The sequence below is a fragment of the Streptomyces sp. JLYT201 genome (assembly GCF_059448825.1).
In genome coordinates this window covers 9,141,892-9,159,126 of the sequence record NZ_CM182551.1, presented here as the reverse complement: position 1 = coordinate 9,159,126, position 17,235 = coordinate 9,141,892, and the positions used below count along the sequence as shown (strand labels likewise).

Annotated in this window: 18 protein-coding genes and 1 pseudogene; 10 read left to right on the top strand and 9 right to left on the bottom strand. The window is 71.3% G+C overall.

The window, feature by feature from the left end; genetic code table 11:
* The first annotated feature begins 27 nt into the window (after nt 1-27).
* Nucleotides 28-1,272 (top strand): styrene monooxygenase/indole monooxygenase family protein, encoded by a 1,245-nt coding sequence (locus tag AC5WAM_RS38565; RefSeq protein WP_495520467.1) that lies wholly within the window; start codon nt 28-30, stop codon nt 1,270-1,272.
* Here the strand turns inward: AC5WAM_RS38565 and AC5WAM_RS38560 are convergent.
* Complete coding sequence (locus AC5WAM_RS38560) at nt 1,248-2,156, bottom strand: helix-turn-helix transcriptional regulator (RefSeq protein WP_495520466.1); 909 nt, start codon at nt 2,154-2,156, stop codon at nt 1,248-1,250. The genes AC5WAM_RS38565 and AC5WAM_RS38560 overlap by 25 nt on opposite strands.
* A 98-nt stretch (nt 2,157-2,254) precedes the next feature.
* On the opposite strand from AC5WAM_RS38560, the gene AC5WAM_RS38555 reads away from it, so the two are divergent.
* Nucleotides 2,255-3,055, top strand: a complete 801-nt coding sequence (locus AC5WAM_RS38555; protein ID WP_495520465.1) for an NAD(P)H-dependent oxidoreductase — start codon at nt 2,255-2,257, stop codon at nt 3,053-3,055.
* Between the two features lie 169 nt (nt 3,056-3,224).
* On the top strand, nt 3,225-4,397 hold the full coding sequence (locus tag AC5WAM_RS38550) for a serine hydrolase domain-containing protein (RefSeq protein WP_495520464.1): 1,173 nt from the start codon (nt 3,225-3,227) through the stop codon (nt 4,395-4,397).
* Nucleotides 4,398-4,563: 166 nt separating this feature from the next.
* On the opposite strand, the gene AC5WAM_RS38545 is transcribed toward AC5WAM_RS38550, so the two are convergent.
* Complete coding sequence (locus AC5WAM_RS38545; protein WP_495520463.1) at nt 4,564-5,487, bottom strand: endo-beta-N-acetylglucosaminidase H; 924 nt, start codon at nt 5,485-5,487, stop codon at nt 4,564-4,566.
* Nucleotides 5,488-5,706: 219 nt separating this feature from the next.
* On the opposite strand from AC5WAM_RS38545, the gene AC5WAM_RS38540 reads away from it, so the two are divergent.
* Nucleotides 5,707-6,696, top strand: a complete 990-nt coding sequence (locus AC5WAM_RS38540) for a CehA/McbA family metallohydrolase (RefSeq protein ID WP_495523744.1) — start codon at nt 5,707-5,709, stop codon at nt 6,694-6,696.
* A 52-nt stretch (nt 6,697-6,748) separates the two neighbouring features.
* Here AC5WAM_RS38540 and AC5WAM_RS38535 read toward each other — a convergent pair whose 3' ends face one another.
* Nucleotides 6,749-8,098, bottom strand: coding sequence for a chymotrypsin family serine protease (locus AC5WAM_RS38535; protein ID WP_495520462.1), 1,350 nt, complete (start codon nt 8,096-8,098; stop codon nt 6,749-6,751).
* A gap of 399 nt (nt 8,099-8,497) precedes the next feature.
* Here AC5WAM_RS38535 and AC5WAM_RS38530 point away from each other — a divergent pair, with 399 nt between their 5' ends.
* Nucleotides 8,498-8,923, top strand: a complete 426-nt coding sequence (locus AC5WAM_RS38530) for a peptidoglycan-binding domain-containing protein (protein WP_495520461.1) — start codon at nt 8,498-8,500, stop codon at nt 8,921-8,923.
* Nucleotides 8,924-9,026: 103 nt separating this feature from the next.
* On the opposite strand, the gene AC5WAM_RS38525 is transcribed toward AC5WAM_RS38530, so the two are convergent.
* The gene (locus AC5WAM_RS38525; protein WP_495520460.1) at nt 9,027-10,205 is read right to left on the bottom strand and encodes an acyl-CoA dehydrogenase family protein; all 1,179 of its coding nucleotides are present in this window, start codon (nt 10,203-10,205) and stop codon (nt 9,027-9,029) included.
* Nucleotides 10,206-10,316: 111 nt separating this feature from the next.
* Nucleotides 10,317-11,078, bottom strand: a complete 762-nt coding sequence (locus tag AC5WAM_RS38520; RefSeq protein WP_366792526.1) for a MerR family transcriptional regulator — start codon at nt 11,076-11,078, stop codon at nt 10,317-10,319.
* 286 nt (nt 11,079-11,364) lie between these two features.
* Between AC5WAM_RS38520 and AC5WAM_RS38515 the strand changes: the two genes are divergently transcribed.
* Together AC5WAM_RS38515 and AC5WAM_RS38510 are read left to right on the top strand one after the other, a co-directional pair.
* Nucleotides 11,365-12,168 carry an SDR family oxidoreductase gene (locus AC5WAM_RS38515; RefSeq protein WP_495520459.1) on the top strand — a complete coding sequence of 268 codons (804 nt, stop codon included), beginning with the start codon at nt 11,365-11,367 and terminating at the stop codon, nt 12,166-12,168.
* A gap of 372 nt (nt 12,169-12,540) precedes the next feature.
* Nucleotides 12,541-13,275, top strand: a complete 735-nt coding sequence (locus AC5WAM_RS38510) for a dienelactone hydrolase family protein (RefSeq protein ID WP_366792524.1) — start codon at nt 12,541-12,543, stop codon at nt 13,273-13,275.
* A 17-nt stretch (nt 13,276-13,292) separates the two neighbouring features.
* On the opposite strand, the gene AC5WAM_RS38505 is transcribed toward AC5WAM_RS38510, so the two are convergent.
* Both AC5WAM_RS38505 and AC5WAM_RS38500 read right to left on the bottom strand, forming a co-directional pair.
* Complete coding sequence (locus tag AC5WAM_RS38505; RefSeq protein ID WP_366792523.1) at nt 13,293-13,844, bottom strand: type 1 glutamine amidotransferase domain-containing protein; 552 nt, start codon at nt 13,842-13,844, stop codon at nt 13,293-13,295.
* A 31-nt stretch (nt 13,845-13,875) separates the two neighbouring features.
* A complete protein-coding gene (locus AC5WAM_RS38500; RefSeq protein ID WP_366792522.1) occupies nt 13,876-14,436 on the bottom strand; it encodes a Dps family protein in 561 nt (186 codons plus the stop codon).
* Nucleotides 14,437-14,682: 246 nt separating this feature from the next.
* Between AC5WAM_RS38500 and AC5WAM_RS38495 the strand changes: the two genes are divergently transcribed.
* On the top strand, nt 14,683-15,069 hold the full coding sequence (locus AC5WAM_RS38495) for a DUF5133 domain-containing protein (RefSeq protein WP_495520458.1): 387 nt from the start codon (nt 14,683-14,685) through the stop codon (nt 15,067-15,069).
* A 127-nt stretch (nt 15,070-15,196) separates the two neighbouring features.
* Here AC5WAM_RS38495 and AC5WAM_RS38490 read toward each other — a convergent pair whose 3' ends face one another.
* Complete coding sequence (locus AC5WAM_RS38490; protein WP_138957916.1) at nt 15,197-15,370, bottom strand: CsbD family protein; 174 nt, start codon at nt 15,368-15,370, stop codon at nt 15,197-15,199.
* Between the two features lie 198 nt (nt 15,371-15,568).
* Here AC5WAM_RS38490 and AC5WAM_RS38485 point away from each other — a divergent pair, with 198 nt between their 5' ends.
* Both AC5WAM_RS38485 and AC5WAM_RS38480 read left to right on the top strand, forming a co-directional pair.
* On the top strand, nt 15,569-15,739 hold the full coding sequence (locus AC5WAM_RS38485) for a hydrophobic protein (RefSeq protein WP_366792520.1): 171 nt from the start codon (nt 15,569-15,571) through the stop codon (nt 15,737-15,739).
* 277 nt (nt 15,740-16,016) lie between these two features.
* Nucleotides 16,017-16,475, top strand: a pseudogene (locus AC5WAM_RS38480) (SRPBCC family protein); the annotation flags it as partial.
* Between the two features lie 300 nt (nt 16,476-16,775).
* Here AC5WAM_RS38480 and AC5WAM_RS38475 read toward each other — a convergent pair.
* A complete protein-coding gene (locus AC5WAM_RS38475; RefSeq protein WP_366792519.1) occupies nt 16,776-17,117 on the bottom strand; it encodes an ANTAR domain-containing protein in 342 nt (113 codons plus the stop codon).
* Nucleotides 17,118-17,235 lie beyond the last annotated feature (118 nt).

The following is a 17,235-nucleotide window of genomic DNA, read 5'->3' as shown; positions in this document are numbered from 1 at the left end:
GATCAGGCCCGAGGGCAGGAGGAACAGGTGCGCAGGATCGCGATCGCGGGAGCGGGGCAGGCCGGGCTCCAGCTCGGCCTCGGGCTCCTCGGGGCCGGGTACGACGTCACGCTCGTCGCCGAGCGGCGGCCCGACGAGGTGCGCGGCGGGCGGGTCACCTCGACCCAGCTCATGTTCGGGCCCACGCTGGCGATCGAGCGAGCGGCGGGCCTCGCGTTCTGGGACGACACCGCGCCGGTGATGCCGGGCTTCGAGCTGAGCAACTGGGATCCGCACGGCGAGCCGGACGCTCCCGTGCGGCGGTTCACCGCGGCCTTCGACGACGAGGTGCGCTCGGTGGACCAGCGGGTGAAGCTCGCGGCCTGGCTGGAGCTGTTCGAAGAGCGCGGCGGGCGCGTGGAGTACCGCGCGGTCGGCCCCGCGGAGGTGGCCGCGCTCGCCGCGGCGCACGAGCTGACCGTGCTCGCCACCGGCCGCGGCGAGCTGTCGGCGCTCTTCGGCCGTGACGACGCCCGGTCCGTCTTCGACCGCCCGCAGCGCTCCCTCGCCTGCTTCTACGTGCACGGCGGCACCCACGAGGACGCCGACCCGGCGGCCGCCCACGTACGCAACACGGGTGTGCCCCCGACCGGTGACGTCATCATGCTGCGGGCGCTCACGGTCGGCGGGCCCTGCGACATCCTGCTGTTCGAGGGCCGGTGGGGCGGGGCCTACGACTGCTGGAGCGACCGGCCCGAGCCCGCCGACGGGCTGCGGCGGGCGCTCGGCCTGCTGCGGACGTACGCGCCCTGGGAGTACGAGCGCTTCCGCACGGCGGAGGTCACCGACCCGGGTGCCGCCCTGTACGGCGCGGTGACCCCGGTGGTCCGCCATCCGGTGGCGCGCCTCGACGGTGACCTGTGCGTCCTCGGCATGGCGGACGTCATCGCCGTGCACGACCCCATCACCGGGCAGGGGTCCAACAACGCGGCGCGGGCGGCGTCCCGTTACCTCGCGGCCATCGTGGAGCGGGGCGGGCGGCCGTTCGACGAGGAGTGGATGCGGGAGACGTTCGCCGCGTACTGGGAGACCGCCCGGCACACGCACGCCTTCACCGACATGATGCTGCGCGATCCGCAGCCCGAGCACGTGCGACGGGCCGTCGGGGCCGCCTTCGACCACGCGGAGACGGCCCACCGCTTCGCCAACGGCTATGCCGATCCGCTCACTTACCGCGACTGGCTGATGGACCCGGCCGGCGCGGAGGCCTATCTGGCCCGGCTCGACACATAGGCGCCGAGGCGGGCCAGAGCGGCCGCGGCCTCGCGGTCGTCGCCCGCGCTGAACACGTGCACCACCATGCCCGTGACCTCGGGAGCGGCCTGGACGTGCAGCGGCTCGAAGTCCAGTGTGAGCAGCCCGGCCACCGGGTGCCGCAGCCGCTTGCGGCCCGCCTCGCACATGACGACCTCGCCGCTGTCCCAGATGCGCGCGAAGTCGGCGCTCCGGTCGGTCAGTTCGGTGATGAGGGCGGCGAGTTCCGCGTCGTCGGGGTAGCGTCCGGCGGCGACGCGCAGCTGGCCCACGGCCTCCGCGGCCCGTGGCTCCCAGTCGGGGAAGACGTCCCGGGACGCGGGGTCGAAGAAGAGGAACCGGGCGTTGTTGGGGTCGCGGCGGCCGGGCTCGGCGAGGCCGCCGAGGAGTTCGGCGCCGAGCGCGTTCCACGCGACCACGTCCAGGCGGGGGTTCGTCGCGAAGGCCGGGAAGTGCGCCAGGGAGTCGAGCATGCCGCGCAGCAGCGGGCTGGCCCGGACGTCGGGCACGGGGCCGCGCCGGGCGTCGGCCAGGGTGACGAGGTGGGTGCGCTCGGCCGCGTCGAGCCCGAGGGCGCGGGCGAGCGCGTCGAGGACCTCGGGGGACGGCTGGGTGGCCCGGCCCTGTTCGAGGCGGACGTAGTAGTCCACACTGATGCCCGCGAGCTGGGCCAGTTCCTCGCGGCGCAGGCCCTGCACACGGCGGCGCCGCCCGCCGGTGAGCCCGACGTGCTCCGGCGCGACGCGCCCCCGCCGGGCGCGCAGGAAGCCGCCGAGGGCCCGCCCGGGGTCGCCGATGCGCTCCGCCGGGCCGCCCCCGGTGCCGGTGCCGTTCACGCGCTCGATGTGGTTCACGCCGCTCATGCGCTCCAGTATGCGTGGCCCTGCCAGTACCAGGATCGGCGATCCACTGGTTGAACAGGGTGCTGGCTGCCCGCGGCGGTGCGTACGACCGTAGAGGCATGAACACGATCACCCCGCAGCGGTCCAAGAAGATCCTCGTCGTCAGCGCCCACCCGGACGCCCGGTCCCTCAACGCCTCGCTCTCGTCCTTCGCGGTCGAGCACCTGCGTGCCGCAGGCCACGAGGTGCGGGACTCCGACCTGTACGCGATGAAGTGGAAGGCGACCGTCGACGCCGACGACTTCCCGGAGCACGGCCCGGACGAGCGCCTCCACGTCATGGACGCCTCCGAGCGGGCCACGCTCGCGGGCCGGCTGTCCGCGGACGTCGCGGCGGAGCAGGAGAAGCTGCTGTGGTCGGACGCGGTGATCCTGCAGTTCCCGGTGTGGTGGTTCTCGGCGCCCGCGATCCTGAAGGGCTGGATCGACCGGGTGTTCACCGCCGGGTTCGCGTACGGTCCCAAGGTGGCGCCGCCCTACAGCGAGGGACCGCTCGCGGGTCGGCGCGCCCTGCTGTCGGTGACGGCCGGGGCCAGGGAGACCTCGTTCTCCGACCGGGGCATCCACGGCCGCCTCGACGACGTCCTGCACCCGCTCCAGCACGGCCTGTTCTGGTTCACCGGGGTCCAGCCGCTCGCCCCGTTCGCGGTGTACGGCTCGAACGCCATGACCGAGGAGCAGTTCGCCGCGGCGCGGGAGGCGTACGGGCGGCGCCTCGACGGGCTGTTCACGGACGAGCCGGTCCCCTTCCGCACCCTTGTCGGCGGTGACTACGACCACGACATGCGGCTCCTGGACGGTGTGGAGGCGCCGGGGACGAGCGGGCTCGGCCTGCATGTCCGCCCGCGCGTCGGCCGGTAGCCCGCAGGCACGTACACCGGACTGTTCACCGGATTCCTCTCAACCCCTCAGGCCCTGTCCACGGTCTCGGTACACAAGCGGCCCTCGCGCACCTCGGGGAGCGACGCCCCCGGGGCGCCTGCCGGGTCGCGGAGTACGGACGTGCGCAGACGACCGCGAGGAGTGCGTGATGGCGTTACGGAAGAGCACGAAGGCCGGCGTGGTGGGAGTCGTGGCGGCCGCGCTGGCGGCCACCGCCTTCGTGGCACCCGCCGAGGCGAGACCGGACGGGCCGGGCCCGGCGGCCGGGCACAAGGCCACGCAGCGCGCGCTGGACGCGGCCGTGCGCGCGGGCATCCCCGGCGTCACGGCCCAGGCACACGACGGCCGCGGCATCTGGAAGGCGGCGTCGGGCGTCGGCGATCTGACGTCGGGCAAGCCGCGCGGCAAGAACGACAAGTTCCGCGCCGGCAGCATCACCAAGGCGTTCGTGTCGACCGTCCTGCTCCAGCTTGAGTCCGAGGGGAAGCTCAGCCTCGACGACACCGTCGAGCGCCGCCTGCCGGGCGTCGTGCGCGGCAACGGCAACGACGGCCGCAAGATCCGCGTCCGGCAGCTGCTCAACCACACCAGCGGCCTGTTCGACTATCTGGCCGATCCCGAGTACAGCAGGACGTACATGGAGGGCGACGGCTACCTCACCCATCGCTACGACACGCTGCCGCCCGAGAAGCACGTGCGCATCGCGCTCTCCCACAAGCCCCTGTTCAAACCCGGCGCCAAGCACTCGTACTCCAACACCAACTACGTCCTGGCCGGGCTGATCATCGAGAGGACCACCGGCAGGACGTACGAGGACGAGGTCCGCGACCGCATCATCGAGCCGCTGGGCCTGAAGGACACCTCCAACCCCGGCAACAGCATCCACCTCCCCCGGCCCAGCAGCCGCGGCTACTCCAAGCTGTTCCCTGCGACGCCCGACCGGATCGACGACATCACCGAGATGAACGGCTCGCAGGGCTGGGCCGACGGCGACATCATCTCCACCGCGGGCGACCTGAACCGGTTCTACCGCGCCCTGCTGCGCGGCAAGCTCCTGCCGCCGAAGCAGCTGAAGGAGATGAAGACCACCGTCGCCACCTCCGGATCGTCGTACACGAGGTACGGGCTCGGCATCTCCCGCCTCAGGACGAGCTGCGGCACCACGCTCTGGGGCCACGGCGGCGGCATGATCGGCTGGCTCTCCATGGTCGTGTCCACGGAGGACGGCGGCCATCAGCTCGCCTACAACTACAACGGGGACTGGGACACGTCACACATGCCGAAGATCGTCGACGCGGAGTTCTGCGGTACGTCACGCTGAGACACCCGGGGCCGGACCGCGGTGGAGCGTCCGGCCCCGGGCGCGCCGCGCCTCCGACATCGTTGTCGAAGGCGCGGCGTGCACGGTCGCGGCCTACGGGATGCGGACTGCCCCGAGGGGGCACCACAGGCCGGGGCGCGCGGTCGCCTTGCGGCGTGTGGTCGCCTTACGGCGTGTAGACGGCGTCACTGCCGTACAGCTCCCTGGTGAACGCGGAGACCTCGGCGCTGCGGTCGGTGCCGTTGAGGTTGTACGTCAGATAGACGCCATAACCCTCGCTGACCGTGCGGCGGGCGAGCGCGGCGGACGTGCTCGGCGAGGTCCGGCCGATCTCCACGGCCGCGGGCGAGAGCTTCGCCTTGGGCAGGGCGATGCCGGGGACCTGCCAGCTGCCGTAGTACGGGTTCCAGGCGTAGTCGAACTTGGACGAGATGTTGACGCCGCCGTAGGACAGGCGCGTGGCGGCCGGGCCGATGTTGTAGAGGCTTATGACCTTGTTCGGCATGTTCGCGCGCAGCGCCGTCACCAGGTGCACGAACGAACTGGCGTTGGGCTGGCCGGTGCCGTTGTTGCCGTACTCGGCGTACTCGTCGTCGAAGTCGATGCCGTCGAGCCCGTACTTGGTGACGGTGTCCGACAGCTGCTTGGCGAACGCCGAAGCCGCCTGCTGGTTGGGGAAGTTGGCGAAGCCGGCGCCCTGGTGGTTGCCGAGCACCGAGAGGACGACCTTGATGCCCTTCTGCTGCAACGGCCGTATCTGCGTGGCGGCGTTGTCGAGGACGCGCTGCACGTTCTCGTTGAAGTGCAGATACGCCGCCTTCTTGCCCGTGTCGTAGTTGATGTTCGCCGCGAAGATCACGGCGACGTCGAAGACGTTGGCGCCGCCCTTGGCGAGGGTGTACTTGCCGACGTTCAGCATGCTGTTGTCGTTCACCTCGACGTACGCCACCGAGGTCGGCCCCTGTTTCGCCGGAGCCGGGGCGGGGGCCGCCGCCGCGCCGGTCGAGGTGGTCGCACCGAAGGCGAGGGCCGCGACTGCCGAGAGCGCGAGCGCGGCCACCCGCACTCTGCTCCGTACCAGAGTGAACATCGTTGATCGGTCTCCCATCGCATGGGTCGGCGCCCGACCTGTTCGAAAGCGCCGAGTGAGCGCTCCGAGTTTTCCGCGCTGGTGAACGAATCCCAAGAATCGCACGCAATCTCTTCACGACCCCCACGCATCTCACGCAACAGATCAACACGTGCGAGCGCGGGAACCTGCCGCTCTCCTTGCGCGTTGACCCTGAAGGAATCCTTCTGGGGGAGGCACGTGTCGAGTTCGAGCTTTCCGCCGACGCGGGCGGTCGGACGCGGACCGGCTTGGTACCGCGGGGACTGCCATGTTCACTCCGTGCACTCGGACGGGGAGCTCACCCCTGAAGAGGTGGCCCTCCAGGCGCGCGGCGCCAGGCTCGACTTCATCGCGACCACGGAGCACAACTCCGCTGCGCCACCTGGCGCATGGGGGCATCTGGCTGCCGACGACTTCTTGATCGTGCTCGGTGAGGAAGTGACCACGGCGACCGGGCACTGGCTGGCGCTCGGGATCGACCCCGGCGAGGTCGTCGACTGGAACCACCAGGCCGGGGACGGGCTGGTCGATCAGCGACTGGACCAGGTCCATCGAGGAGGGGGCCTGTGCGTGGCCGCGCACCCGCATGCGCCCTATCCATCGGGCGACTTCATGTTTCCCTTCCGGGGCTTCGACGTGGTGGAGGTGTGGAACGGCCTGTGGACCTCGGACCGGCCCTGGAACGCTGACAACGAGGCCGCGCTGGCGGAGTGGGGGCGAAGCCTCGCAGCCGACATCCGGACGGGCTCGTGGCGACCGGCGATGGGCAACAGCGACACCCATGTGGAAGGGCAGATCGGCATCCCTCACACCGTCGTCTTCGCCGAGGAGTTGAGCACCGATGCGATCCTGGCCGGAATCCGGGCCGGACGCAGCTGGATCGCCGAGTCGGCGGACGTGGACGTCTCTCTCGGCGCCCATGCCCATGGCCGCGTCGCCGGGGTGGGAGAAGAGCTCGCGACTCATGGTGGGCAGGTCGAGGTGCAGGTGGCAGTACGAGGTGTGCCGGTGGGCACCGTCAGCTTCCACACCGATCGGGGGAAGGTCCATCGGGTGCCTCTCCCTGGCGAAGGGGCGGACACGGTGCAGTGGGCCACCACGGCTGAGGACTCGGCGTTCGTCCGCGTCGAGGTCCGCCATCCCGACGGGCACGTCGCCGCACTCACCAATCCGATCATCCTGACCTGACCGCTCACTTCACCGTGCGCCTTCGCCTACGGCCTCGCCGTGGTGGTGGGGCCTACTCGGTCACCAGTTCCAGGCCGTGCTTCTCGAGGTAGATGTCGAGGGGGGCGTACCAGCCGACGGAGGCGCAGTTGCGGTTCGTGTCGCCCTGGCAGCTGGCGGGGAATCCGGCCTTGTCGGAGGACGAGACGACGCCGTTGGCGTAGACGTCGGAGCCGTTGGGCTGGGAGATGGGGCCTCCGCTGTCGCCCGGGCCCCAGATCGGCTGACCGGCGGGCTTGCTGACCTTGATGGTGCGGTAGACCGTTCCGGAGTTGGTGTCGACGGTCTGCTCGGTGGCGTCGATCGTGATGTCGCAGATGTTCCCCGAGGCCGCCCCGGAGGAACACACCTTCTGGCCCACGTGGTTCTGGTGCAGCCCCTTGACCGGCCACGTCTGCTGATTGCCGCCGCCGTACGCCCAGGGGCCCCACCACATGCGGGACTGGAAGAAGCCCGGGTTGGACGACTGTTCCGGGTAGAGGAGGTTGACGTCCCGTTCCGTGTCTCGCTGCCCTATCCAGCCGAACGGCCGGCTGTCGGGGAACTCCGGGCTGTACGCCTTGACGTTCTGACCGCCGCAGTGCGCGGCGCTCGTCATCAGCCGGGCCGCGTTCGCCGGGTACCGGACGGCGAACCCGGTGGAACAGTTGTAGGTGCCGCCCGGCCCGGGGTAGACCCACCGGGCACCGCCGAACGCCTGCTCCCCGACCCTCCCCGCGGCACGCACCGCCCCCTTCGGGGACTTCCCGGTCGCGGCCTGCGGATGCTCGGTCCGTACGCGGGTGACGGCGATGCCACCGGTGATGTCCGCGACGCTGCGGGTGAGCGAGGCGGTCTTCCGGCCGGACAGGGCGGTCTTGCGGTCCGCCTCGGCGACACCGATGAGCAGCCCCTTGCCGTCCGCGCTGGGGCCGACGGAGGTGAGCCTTTCGGGGAGGTCCTCGCGCTGGGCGAAGACGCGGTCCCGGGCGGTGCGAAGCTGGCGCTGGGTATAGGGCGCTCGCTCCACGCTCACCTTCACCCGCCGGTCGCTGTCCGCGGCCTGGCGCACCGCCGCCGGGACCCGGCCCTTCCAGTACACCGTGATGCGGGACTTCTCCGGGGCGGTGACCAGACCGCCGTAGCCGCCCTGCTTCGGCAGGGTCCGCGAGGCGGCGACGATCGCGTCGGCCACGTCGCCGACCACCTTCTGCCGGGCCCAGAAGGCGGGGCCGGGGTTGTCGACCCCGGCGACGCTCGGACGGGTACTGGCTCTTTCCGCCGGACGGTCGCTCCCCGCGGCCCCGGCCGAGGCCGGAGAAGCGAGCGCGGTACCCGCTGTCAACGTGAGCAGGACGACAGAGGCGGCAGTGATGCGACGCACGAGATCCCTCGTTTCGCTTCGGCTCGACTGATGGCGAGGCGACGTTAGGGACCACTGGTCAACGGCCGGTCAACAGTGCTTGCGCACGCGGTCAACGCGCCTGGTTCCACACGGTGTTGGTGCGGCGTCGCCCCGGCACGGCGAAGGGGGTCGCGCGCCCGCACCGGCCCACGGCTGCGTCACCGGGCGGCGCGTCCCCGCAGGTCAGCGCATGCGATGTCCCGGGACGTCCCAACTCGGCCTGCTCGACTGGCCGTTGCGTCTCCTGCCCCGGCAGGGTCAGTGGTGTGCACCGGGCGGCGAGGTCCACTCCACGCCACCAGGGGCGCATCGCACCGCGGGCCGTCGGGGGACCCAAGGGGGGACCCGGCCCGTTCCTCCAGAAAGGACCGTGCGTCCATGACCACGATGACCATGCGTCAGCGCATCACGACCGGCCTCCTCTCCGCCGCGTTCCTCGGCGGGACCCTGGTCGCCGTCGCACCGGCGGCGAGCGCCGCACCGGCCACGGCGCCCGTCGCCTCGTCGGCAGGCGTCAGCGCCGCCCCCAACTGCCCCATGACCACGGGAGTCGGCTACTACTGCGGCTACTACAAGGGCACCGCGTACACCGACTTCGGCGACCGGGGCAACAAGGTGAAGGAGATCCAGGCCCTCATCAAGGCGTCGCACTACTCGGGCCGCCTCGCGATCGACGGCGACTTCGGCAACGACACCCTGAAGGCCGTCAAGTGGTACCAGAAGCGGTGGATGGGCGACAGCACTCCCGACGGCATCGTCGGACCCAACACCTGGCGGTCGCTGCGCTGGGACTGCGCCTGCTGAATCCGACGGCGGCCCGCCCTCCCCGGCGGGGGGCGGGCCGCCAGGCCTCTGCCGGGACCCGGCCCAGGTGACGGGGTCCGCTCGCCGGACCCGGACGGTCAAGTCAGGTCAGGTCGAGGAAGCTCCACCGGGCGTCCGGCCGGGCGCCGCTCAGCCACTTGCCGCAGTTCTGGAGCACGACCGGGCTCGACGTGATGTGCTGCGTGCCCGTCCCGAGGTCGCGCAGGAAGCGGTCGAGGGGGCCGCGGCGGATCGCCGCGGAACCGGCCCAGCGGTGCACGGTGCGGCCCACCTCATACGCGGTCGAGGTCGTGTGGTTCAGGACCAGACGGATCAGGGTGTCCTGCTCCGTGCTCGCCACCTCACCCCGGTCCAGGGTCACTTCGACGTCCCGCCAGACGTCGTACGCCCAGGCCCGGGCCGCCCTGAGCCCTGCCTCCGCCGTCGCGTACTCGGCGTGGAACTGGGAGGTGTCGACCGCGGCGCCCCGCGAACCGGTCCGCGCCGCGGCGACCCGCTTCAGCTCGTCCAGGAGCCGCCGGCCGACGCCGAGGGCCCAGCCCGTGTGCCCGATCGCCGACATGTTGACCAGGCCGAGGCGGTAGAGGGCGCCGCCGTTGACCGGGGTGTCCGTGGTGGCGACGTAGGTGTACTCGTGCGGTACGAACACGTCGTCGCAGTGGTAGTCGACGCTGTGGGTCGCGCGCAGCCCGAGCACGTCCCAGTTGCCGTCCAGGGTCACCTGCGACTTCGGCATCGCGAGGACCCGCAGCTCACCGGTGCCCTCGACCAGGATGGCGCTGTGGATGTGCGTGGCGTGTGCCATCCCGGAGGCGAACTGCCACTGGCCACTGACCCGGTAGCCGCCCGCCACGGGGACGGCCCGGCCGGGTCGGGTGCCGTGCCCGGAGAGCAGCGCGTACTTCCCGTTCGGCACGTCGGGGAACAGCTCGGCCGCCGCGTCCCGGGCGAGGTACGCCGCGGTGGTCCCGGTCATCATCTGCAGCGCGAACATGGTCCATCCGGCCGCGGCGTCGTGGTAGCTCGCCCGTTCCGCCACCTCGATCAGCTGCCGCGGTGCGAACTCGTATCCGCCCAGGCTCAGCGGGAGCTCGGCCCGTACGATCCCGGTGGCGAGCAGCGCCCGCGCCGTGTCCTCCGGCAGCCTCCCCAACTCGTCGGCGGCATCGGCCCGTTCGTCGAGCATCCCGCCGAGCGCGTCGATCCGCTCCAGCACCCCCGCCAGTTCCGCACTGACATGCAGCTGCCCCTCGCCCGCCATGACACCCCTCTCCTCGTGGCCCGAATCCAGATCGTCCCACGGGTGTCTCCCGCACCGCCCGGGGTTCCCCGGCAGGGCCGCCGCACCCCCGTCGCGGCGGCCCTTCCCGGCTCAGCGCAGCCGGGTCGCGGCGTACGCCTCGATGGCGTCCCGCTGGTATGCGGCCAGGCCTGGTGCGATCGCCTCGTACCAGGCGTACCAGTGCTCGTTCTCCACGCAGGTACGTCCGATCGCCCGGTACTCCTCGGCGGTGGCCGCCCGGATCCGGGCCAGCGTCCGGTACTGGGTGTCGATCTCGGCCTGCACCGCTTCGGCGTCGGCGGGCAGGCCCGCGGCCAGCAGCCCGGCAAGGCGGATCATCTGCGCCGTGCGCTCGCGCTCGTCGGCCTCCAGCTCGGCCTCGCTCAACGCCGAGCTGTGCCGTTCGACGGCCCCGGCCAGCTCCGGGGAACCGTGCAGGGCCTTCATGCACTGGGTGGACCGGATGCCCTCGAACAGGTTCTCCGGACGGATGGTGCTGATCATGTCTGTGCCGTCCTTCCTGGACTGCTCCAGTTCGGTGATCGTGTGGGCGACGGTGCCGGCCAGGGCGTTCAGACGGTCGCGTTCGGCGAGCAGCCGACGGTGATGGCCCCGCAGGGCCTCCACCTCGTCGACCTGCGCGGCCAGGATCCGGCCGATCTCGGGCAGGCCGAGGCCCAGCGCCCGCAGCACGAGGACCTGCTGCAGCCGCAGCAGTTGGCGCTCCTCGTAGTAGCGGTGGCCGTTGGACCCGATCCAGGCCGGTGGCAGCAGTCCGATCTCGTCGTAGTGCCGCAGGGTCCGGGCCGTCACACCCGACATCCGGGCGACCTCCGCGATCGGCCAGGCCATCGCCGCCTCCCTCACTCGTGCTTCACCGGGCCGGAACCTCCGGCCCTGCTCAGGACGGTAGGGGCTGCCGCTGCGGCAGCTTCAAGCCCGGCTCCCAGGCTGCCAGTTCGTGCACCGGTCCGGCGACCGCCCGGACCGTGATCACGACGAGGCCCAGGCCGTCGCGCCGCGCCTCGCCCTCCCGTGCGGGGCACCGGGCGCTCCCGCCGCGTACGCATAGTCCTCCACCACGGCACCGCAGGAAACCGATTGACGCCGGGTTTCCGTTCGTGAACCATTCCGGACCGTGACGACGCATATCGATCAGGACCTGTCGGCCCACGGTGGAGGCTCTTCGACGGACCGACCGCTCGCCCTGATCACCGGGGTGGGCCGCACCGTCGGGATCGGCGCGGGCATCGCCCGTCGGCTTGCCGCATCGGGCTGGGACATCGCCTTCACCTACTGGACCCCTTACGACGACCGCATGAGCTGGGGCAGGGAGTCCGGCGCGACCGAAGCGATCAGCCGGTCGCTGGCCGAACACGGCGCGTCCACCACCGCGGTCGAGGCCGATCTCGCCGACCCGGACGCCCCGGCGCGCGTCTTCGACGCGGTCGAGCGGCAGTTGGGCAGCGTCACCGCGCTGGTCATGAGCCACTGCGAGTCCGTCGACTCCGGGCTGCTGGACACCACCGTCGAGAGTTTCGACCGGCACTTCGCCGTCAACGCGCGTGCCACCTGGCTGCTCATCCGCGAGTTCGGACGCCGCTTCGCCGCGGAGCGGGGAACCGGCCGGATCGTCAGCCTCACCAGTGATCACACCGTCGGCAACCTGCCCTACGGGGCCAGCAAGGGAGCCATGGACCGGATCACCCTGGCCGCCGCCCACGAGCTCGCCCACCTCGGCGTGACCGCCAACGCGATCAACCCCGGGCCGGTCGACACCGGGTGGATGCCCGAGGAGGTCCGGGAAGAGTGCGTCCGCAGCACCCCGCTCGGCCGGTTGGGCACTCCGCAGGACACCGCGCACCTCGTGGACTTCCTGTGCTCCAGGGAGGGTCAGTGGATCAACGGTCAACTGCTGATGAGCAACGGCGGCATCGCATAGGCCCGGCATCGGCTTCCCACCGCCGCGCCCGCGCCCCTGCTCTCGCGACACCCAGGGCAACAGCCGCCGTCCTGGGGCCGGGTCCCGTCGTGGCCGCGGCTGCACGAGGACGGGCGGAGAAGTCGGCGGCGTCGGCTGCGGCTTCTGCCCGCACCACCCCTGGCATCGGCCCTGTTCAGTGGGCTATGTTAGGCCGCGATGACTACCGGGACGGCTCCGCGCCACACACAGATCGGTGACCCGGCGCTCCTCTGAGCGCCGTACGGGCCGATGCTGGCCCGCTGTGGGAACGAGGGTCCGGCGCCACCGCCCGGGCTCCCCCTCCTGTCGTGTTGATCTCAGCTCGACACGTCAACCACGACAGGAGAACCCATGCCCACCAAGACGCTGCACATACCCACCGCCGACGGCCTGGCCGACGCCTTCGCCGCCTTCCCCGACGGCGGTGGGCGGCACCCAGGGGTCCTGATGTACCCGGACGGCTTCGGCATCCGGCCCGTCCTGCGGGAGATGGCCTGCGAACTGGCCGGTCACGGGTACTACGTACTCGTCCCCAACTTCCTCTACCGGCACGGCCCGGCACCGGTGATCGAACTGCCCGAGCACATCGGAGAAGCCGCCCGGCCCGCGGTCTTCGCCCAGCTGATGCCCCTGATCGAGGCGCACACCGCCGAACGTGCCGTGCGTGACGCTGAGGCGTACCTCAAGTTCCTCACCACCCGGCCGGAGGTCGGTGCCGGGCCGGTCGCGGTGACCGGCTACTGCATCGGCGGTCTGCTGGCGCTGCGCACCGCCGTCGCCCATCCGGGCCAGGTGGCCGCCGTCGCCGGATTCCACTGCCCCGCGGGCGCCGACGGGACCGAAGGATTCGCCGCGCTGACCGCCCGGGTCCACCTCGGCCACGCCGAAGGCGACATGACGCCCGAGGCCCTCGGCGAACTCAACCAGGCCCTGGACGCCGCGGGGGTCGACCACACCTCCGAGATCTACCCCGGCACCGTCCACGGCTTCACCATGTCCGACACCGACGCCTTCGACCCCGGGGCACTACGCCGTCACTGGGACCGTCTGCTCCCCCTCCTCGACCGCACCCTGACCAACGGCTGAGGCTCCGCCGACGGTGCTCAGCGCGGCGCGCCGTCGGTCTTGCCCAGGGCGTCGGTCAGGGCGCGGCAGAAGGCCGGGAGGTCGTCGGGCTTGCGGCTGGTGACGAGGACGTTGCCGCCCGCGGTGCACACCTGCACCTCCTGGTCGACCCACTCGCCGCCCGCGTTGCGGATGTCGGTGCGCAGGCTGGGCCAGGAGGTGAGGGTGCGGCCGCGCACCACGTCGGCCTCGACGAGCGTCCACGGGGCGTGGCAGATCGCCGCGACCGGCTTCCCCGCGGTGAAGAAGTCCTTGACGAACGCCACCGCCTTGTCGTCCAGGCGCAGGGCGTCGGGGTTGGCTACGCCGCCGGGCAGGACCAGGGCCTCGAAGTCGGCGGCGGAGGCCTCGGCCACGACCTGGTCGACCGGGAAGGAGTCGGCCCTGTCCAGGTGGTCGAACCCCTGGACGCGGCCCGGCTCGGTCGACAGCAGGACGGGTTCGGCCCCGACGGCCTCGACGGCCCCCCACGGCTCGGTCAGTTCGATCTGCTCCACGCCTTCGGGCGCGGTGAGAAAGGCGACACGCATGGCGGTTCCTCTCGTGGTGGTGCTGATGGGGTCAGCTGTTCCCGGCCGCTTCCGCGGCCTCGCGTTCGGTGGCCTTCCCGCCGGTGGCGAGGGTGCCCTGGGCGCTCTCCAGGTGGGCCCGGACGAACCACTGGAACTGGTCCAGGTCCCGCACCTGCTCGATCAGGATGTCCTCGGTGGCCGGATCGAGCTTGCCGACCTCGTCGATGGCGGCGCGATAGGCCTCGATCACGCCGGTGTACACGAGGTCGAGCGCGCCCAGATGGGCGATGGCGTCTGCCCGGCCGATGCTGTAGTCGTCCCAGGTGCGCTCCGCCACCAGGGCGCCGGGCGTGCCGTGCGGCACGCCGCCGAGGGCGGAGATGCGCTCGGCCACGTCGTCGGCCATGGCACGGACGCGGTCGACCTGCGGGTCCAGCATCTCGTGCACCGCGATGAAGTGCGGGCCGACGACGTTCCAGTGCACGTGCTTGAGCGTGAGGTGCAGATCGTTCAGCGCGTGCAGACGCATGCTGAGCGCCGCGATGAGCTTGCCTCCGTCCTCGACGCTGATGCCGGGAACGGTGTAGCGCGGAGTGGTCGTACGAGCCATGGTTCGCTCCTCACAGGGGTCGGGCACCGACGCCTCCGGCGCGGGCCGTGGCATCGATACCGGAACTACGGGTACTGGGGACGACCGGGTCGTCGTCCTCCTCTGGCACGCCTTCCCCCGACCAGTGACACATAACGTGTGAAATGGATCAAAAGACGTAAAGCGATGCCGACACGGCAGGCGCAGGACATAGGGGAAGAAGGGGTGGACACCGTGTTGATGCCGGATCCCAAGACACTGAGAGTCATGCTCGCCCGTTATGCCGACCTGCGCATCGCGGCGCCGCCGACCGAGGCGGCCCGGCGCGCCCTGGAGGACGTGAGCTACACGCTGTGCGTGCTGACCGGGGCGACCCGGGTCGAGGACGCGCTCGACATCGCTGACGCGCTGCTCGCGGCGGCCGGAGGGGGGTCGGGGCGGCCGGGTGCCGCACCGCCTCGGGCCGGGGCGGAGCAGGCCCGTCCGGCACCGCCCCGGGCCGGGGCGCCGAGGGTGCACGGTACGCGGCCGGGCTCCCGGGCGGACGAGTTTCCGCTCCCCCGGCCCTCCACCGCTCCCGACTCACTTCCGCCCGCCGGGTCCGCCCCCGGCCCGGCGGACGACAGCCCGGGCGACGTGTCGCTGGCCGTCTGAGCCCTCCGGGCCGGGCCTCGGGAGGCGTGCGCGCGGTGCCCCACCGGGGCCGCGCGCCTGCGGTCCGCAGCGGCGGAGCCGGAGCCCCACCGTCGGCATCGGATGCCTCACCGGCGGCGTCGGGGCCTCACCGGCGGAAGGCGTCCTTCGCCTTCTCCTTCGCCTGCCGCAGGTCACCCTTGCCCTGCTCGGCGCGGCCCTCCGCCGTCAGACGCTCATTGCCCACGGCTCGGCCCGCCGCTTCCTTCAGCTTGCCCTTGGCCTGCTCGACCTTTCCCTTGGCCTTCTCGTCACCAGCCACAGTGCTCACTCCCGAATATCGACAACAGGTGTGTTCACACGCCTAACCGGACTTGCTCGCCGTAAACGCATGCGTCATGGCGGACACATCAACGCGTACGTCATGGCGTACGTCATGGCGAGCACGTCGAAAATGGCCCGGGCAGGCCTGTGTCACGCCGGGGATCGAGGGAACTCGCAGCACTGGAGGTGACGGACCATGGTGCCTTTGTTGCTTGTTCTTCTTATCGCCGTCGTGTTGTTCGGTGCGGGATTCGCCGTGAAATTCCTCTGGCTGCTCGCCGCCCTCGTGCTGCTGGCGTGGATACTCGGTTTCATCGTCCGCCCCGCGGGCACGGGTGGCCGCAGGAGTCGCTGGTACCGCTGGTGACGACGGTCGGTGTCACGGCCCGGCCGCCGCCTCGCGACGGGGTGTCCGGGCCGCCGCGACGGCCTCTGCGTGCCGTCCGTCGGGGATACGCCGCAGGCCACCCCTATCCGTTTCCGCGCCCGCATAGGGCACCGCATATGACATACGACCCATGCCTTGGCGTCGTTGAATTGTTCAGCGCTCGGCGAAGACCGGTCGAGCCGAAGTCACCGACAGCGTCCGTGGATTCACTGATGACCTCCGTGGATTCACCAGGAGACACACAGAGGAGGACAGCGTGAGCACGATCAAGGAAACAGTGGACGTACAGGTCCCGCTCAGCACGGCATACGACCACTGGACACAGTTCGAGGAGTTCCCGAAGTTTATGGAAGGCGTCGACGAGGTCCGGCAGATCGACGACGTGCACAACCACTGGACCACGAGCATCGGCGGCGTACGGCGCGAGTTCGACACCGAGATCGTCGACCAGATGCCGGACGACCGGATCACCTGGCGGACCATCGGCGGTGACACCCAGCAGCAGGGATCCGTGCGCTTCCGTCAGCTCGACGCGACACGGACCCGTGTGGAGCTGGTCATGGACGTCGAGCCCACCGGTGTCGCGGAGAAGGGCGCGGACGCGCTGGGCATGATCGAACGACGGGTGAAGGGTGATCTGCACCGGTTCAAGGACCACGTCGAGGGCTCCGGGGAGAGCGGCGCCTGGCGCGGCCGCATCCGGCCGGGCGACCCCGGTCCCAGCTCCGGACCCGGCCCTGTCCCTGGTCCCGGCCCCGGTGCCGGACCTGGCCCGATCCCCGGCACCGGCCCCAGCCCCGGCCCGGGCATGCCTCTCTGATGCGATCTGATCCGATCTGATCCGACGGCCCGAACCGTCGTGTCCCATCCCATGGGCCCCAGCGAGCCCATGGCCCCCTGCGAGAACGGGCAGGCACCGCCACGCGTGGCGGTGCCTGCCCGGGCCCACTCGGCCGCCCGGCCCCGGGCACTCAGCGGTCCCGGCGCGAAGCAACCGCGTTGCAGCGCAAGGCCGTCAGCGCAGGGCGCACGTGTTCCTCTCCTTCAGCCGGATGCGCCCGCCCACCGGCACCCGGCGTCTGACCGCCGCCCCCATCGCCGCGCGCACCTGCTCCGGGAGCCCTCCGCCGCGCGGCCAGCGCACGACGTGTTCCGCGATCTCCCGCAGCTTGGTGTTGGTGTGCTGGGAGACGTCCCGCAGTACTTCCCAGGCGGTTTCGGGTCGTACTCCGCTCCAGGCCATCACGACGCCAATGGCCTGGTCGACGACCGCGTGCGAGTCGACCGCACGCTGGAGCTGCGCGATCTCCTCACGGAGAGCGGCGACTCGGCTCGCGCGTTCTTCGTCTTCTGGCATCGTGAGCGGAACTCCCTGGTGAGACGGCCATGACGGTCACTGTGACGTCTGCCCGCGATCGGTGCCGGTGAGGGCGCGCAGAGCGAACACTTGAGGCCGCGTCTGTCCAGAAAGCGCA

Coding starts and splice junctions, on each gene's coding strand:
- AC5WAM_RS38555 (WP_495520465.1), top strand. CDS start 2,255: ATGAACACGATCACCCCGCAGCGGTCCAAGAAGATCCTCGTCGTCAGC.
- AC5WAM_RS38560 (WP_495520466.1), bottom strand. CDS start 2,156: ATGAGCGGCGTGAACCACATCGAGCGCGTGAACGGCACCGGCACCGGG.
- AC5WAM_RS38485 (WP_366792520.1), top strand. CDS start 15,569: ATGGTGCCTTTGTTGCTTGTTCTTCTTATCGCCGTCGTGTTGTTCGGT.
- AC5WAM_RS38495 (WP_495520458.1), top strand. CDS start 14,683: ATGCTCGCCCGTTATGCCGACCTGCGCATCGCGGCGCCGCCGACCGAG.
- AC5WAM_RS38505 (WP_366792523.1), bottom strand. CDS start 13,844: ATGCGTGTCGCCTTTCTCACCGCGCCCGAAGGCGTGGAGCAGATCGAA.
- AC5WAM_RS38530 (WP_495520461.1), top strand. CDS start 8,498: ATGACCACGATGACCATGCGTCAGCGCATCACGACCGGCCTCCTCTCC.
- AC5WAM_RS38520 (WP_366792526.1), bottom strand. CDS start 11,078: ATGGCCTGGCCGATCGCGGAGGTCGCCCGGATGTCGGGTGTGACGGCC.
- AC5WAM_RS38550 (WP_495520464.1), top strand. CDS start 3,225: ATGGCGTTACGGAAGAGCACGAAGGCCGGCGTGGTGGGAGTCGTGGCG.
- AC5WAM_RS38500 (WP_366792522.1), bottom strand. CDS start 14,436: ATGGCTCGTACGACCACTCCGCGCTACACCGTTCCCGGCATCAGCGTC.
- AC5WAM_RS38525 (WP_495520460.1), bottom strand. CDS start 10,205: ATGGCGGGCGAGGGGCAGCTGCATGTCAGTGCGGAACTGGCGGGGGTG.
- AC5WAM_RS38545 (WP_495520463.1), bottom strand. CDS start 5,487: ATGTTCACTCTGGTACGGAGCAGAGTGCGGGTGGCCGCGCTCGCGCTC.
- AC5WAM_RS38510 (WP_366792524.1), top strand. CDS start 12,541: ATGCCCACCAAGACGCTGCACATACCCACCGCCGACGGCCTGGCCGAC.
- AC5WAM_RS38475 (WP_366792519.1), bottom strand. CDS start 17,117: ATGCCAGAAGACGAAGAACGCGCGAGCCGAGTCGCCGCTCTCCGTGAG.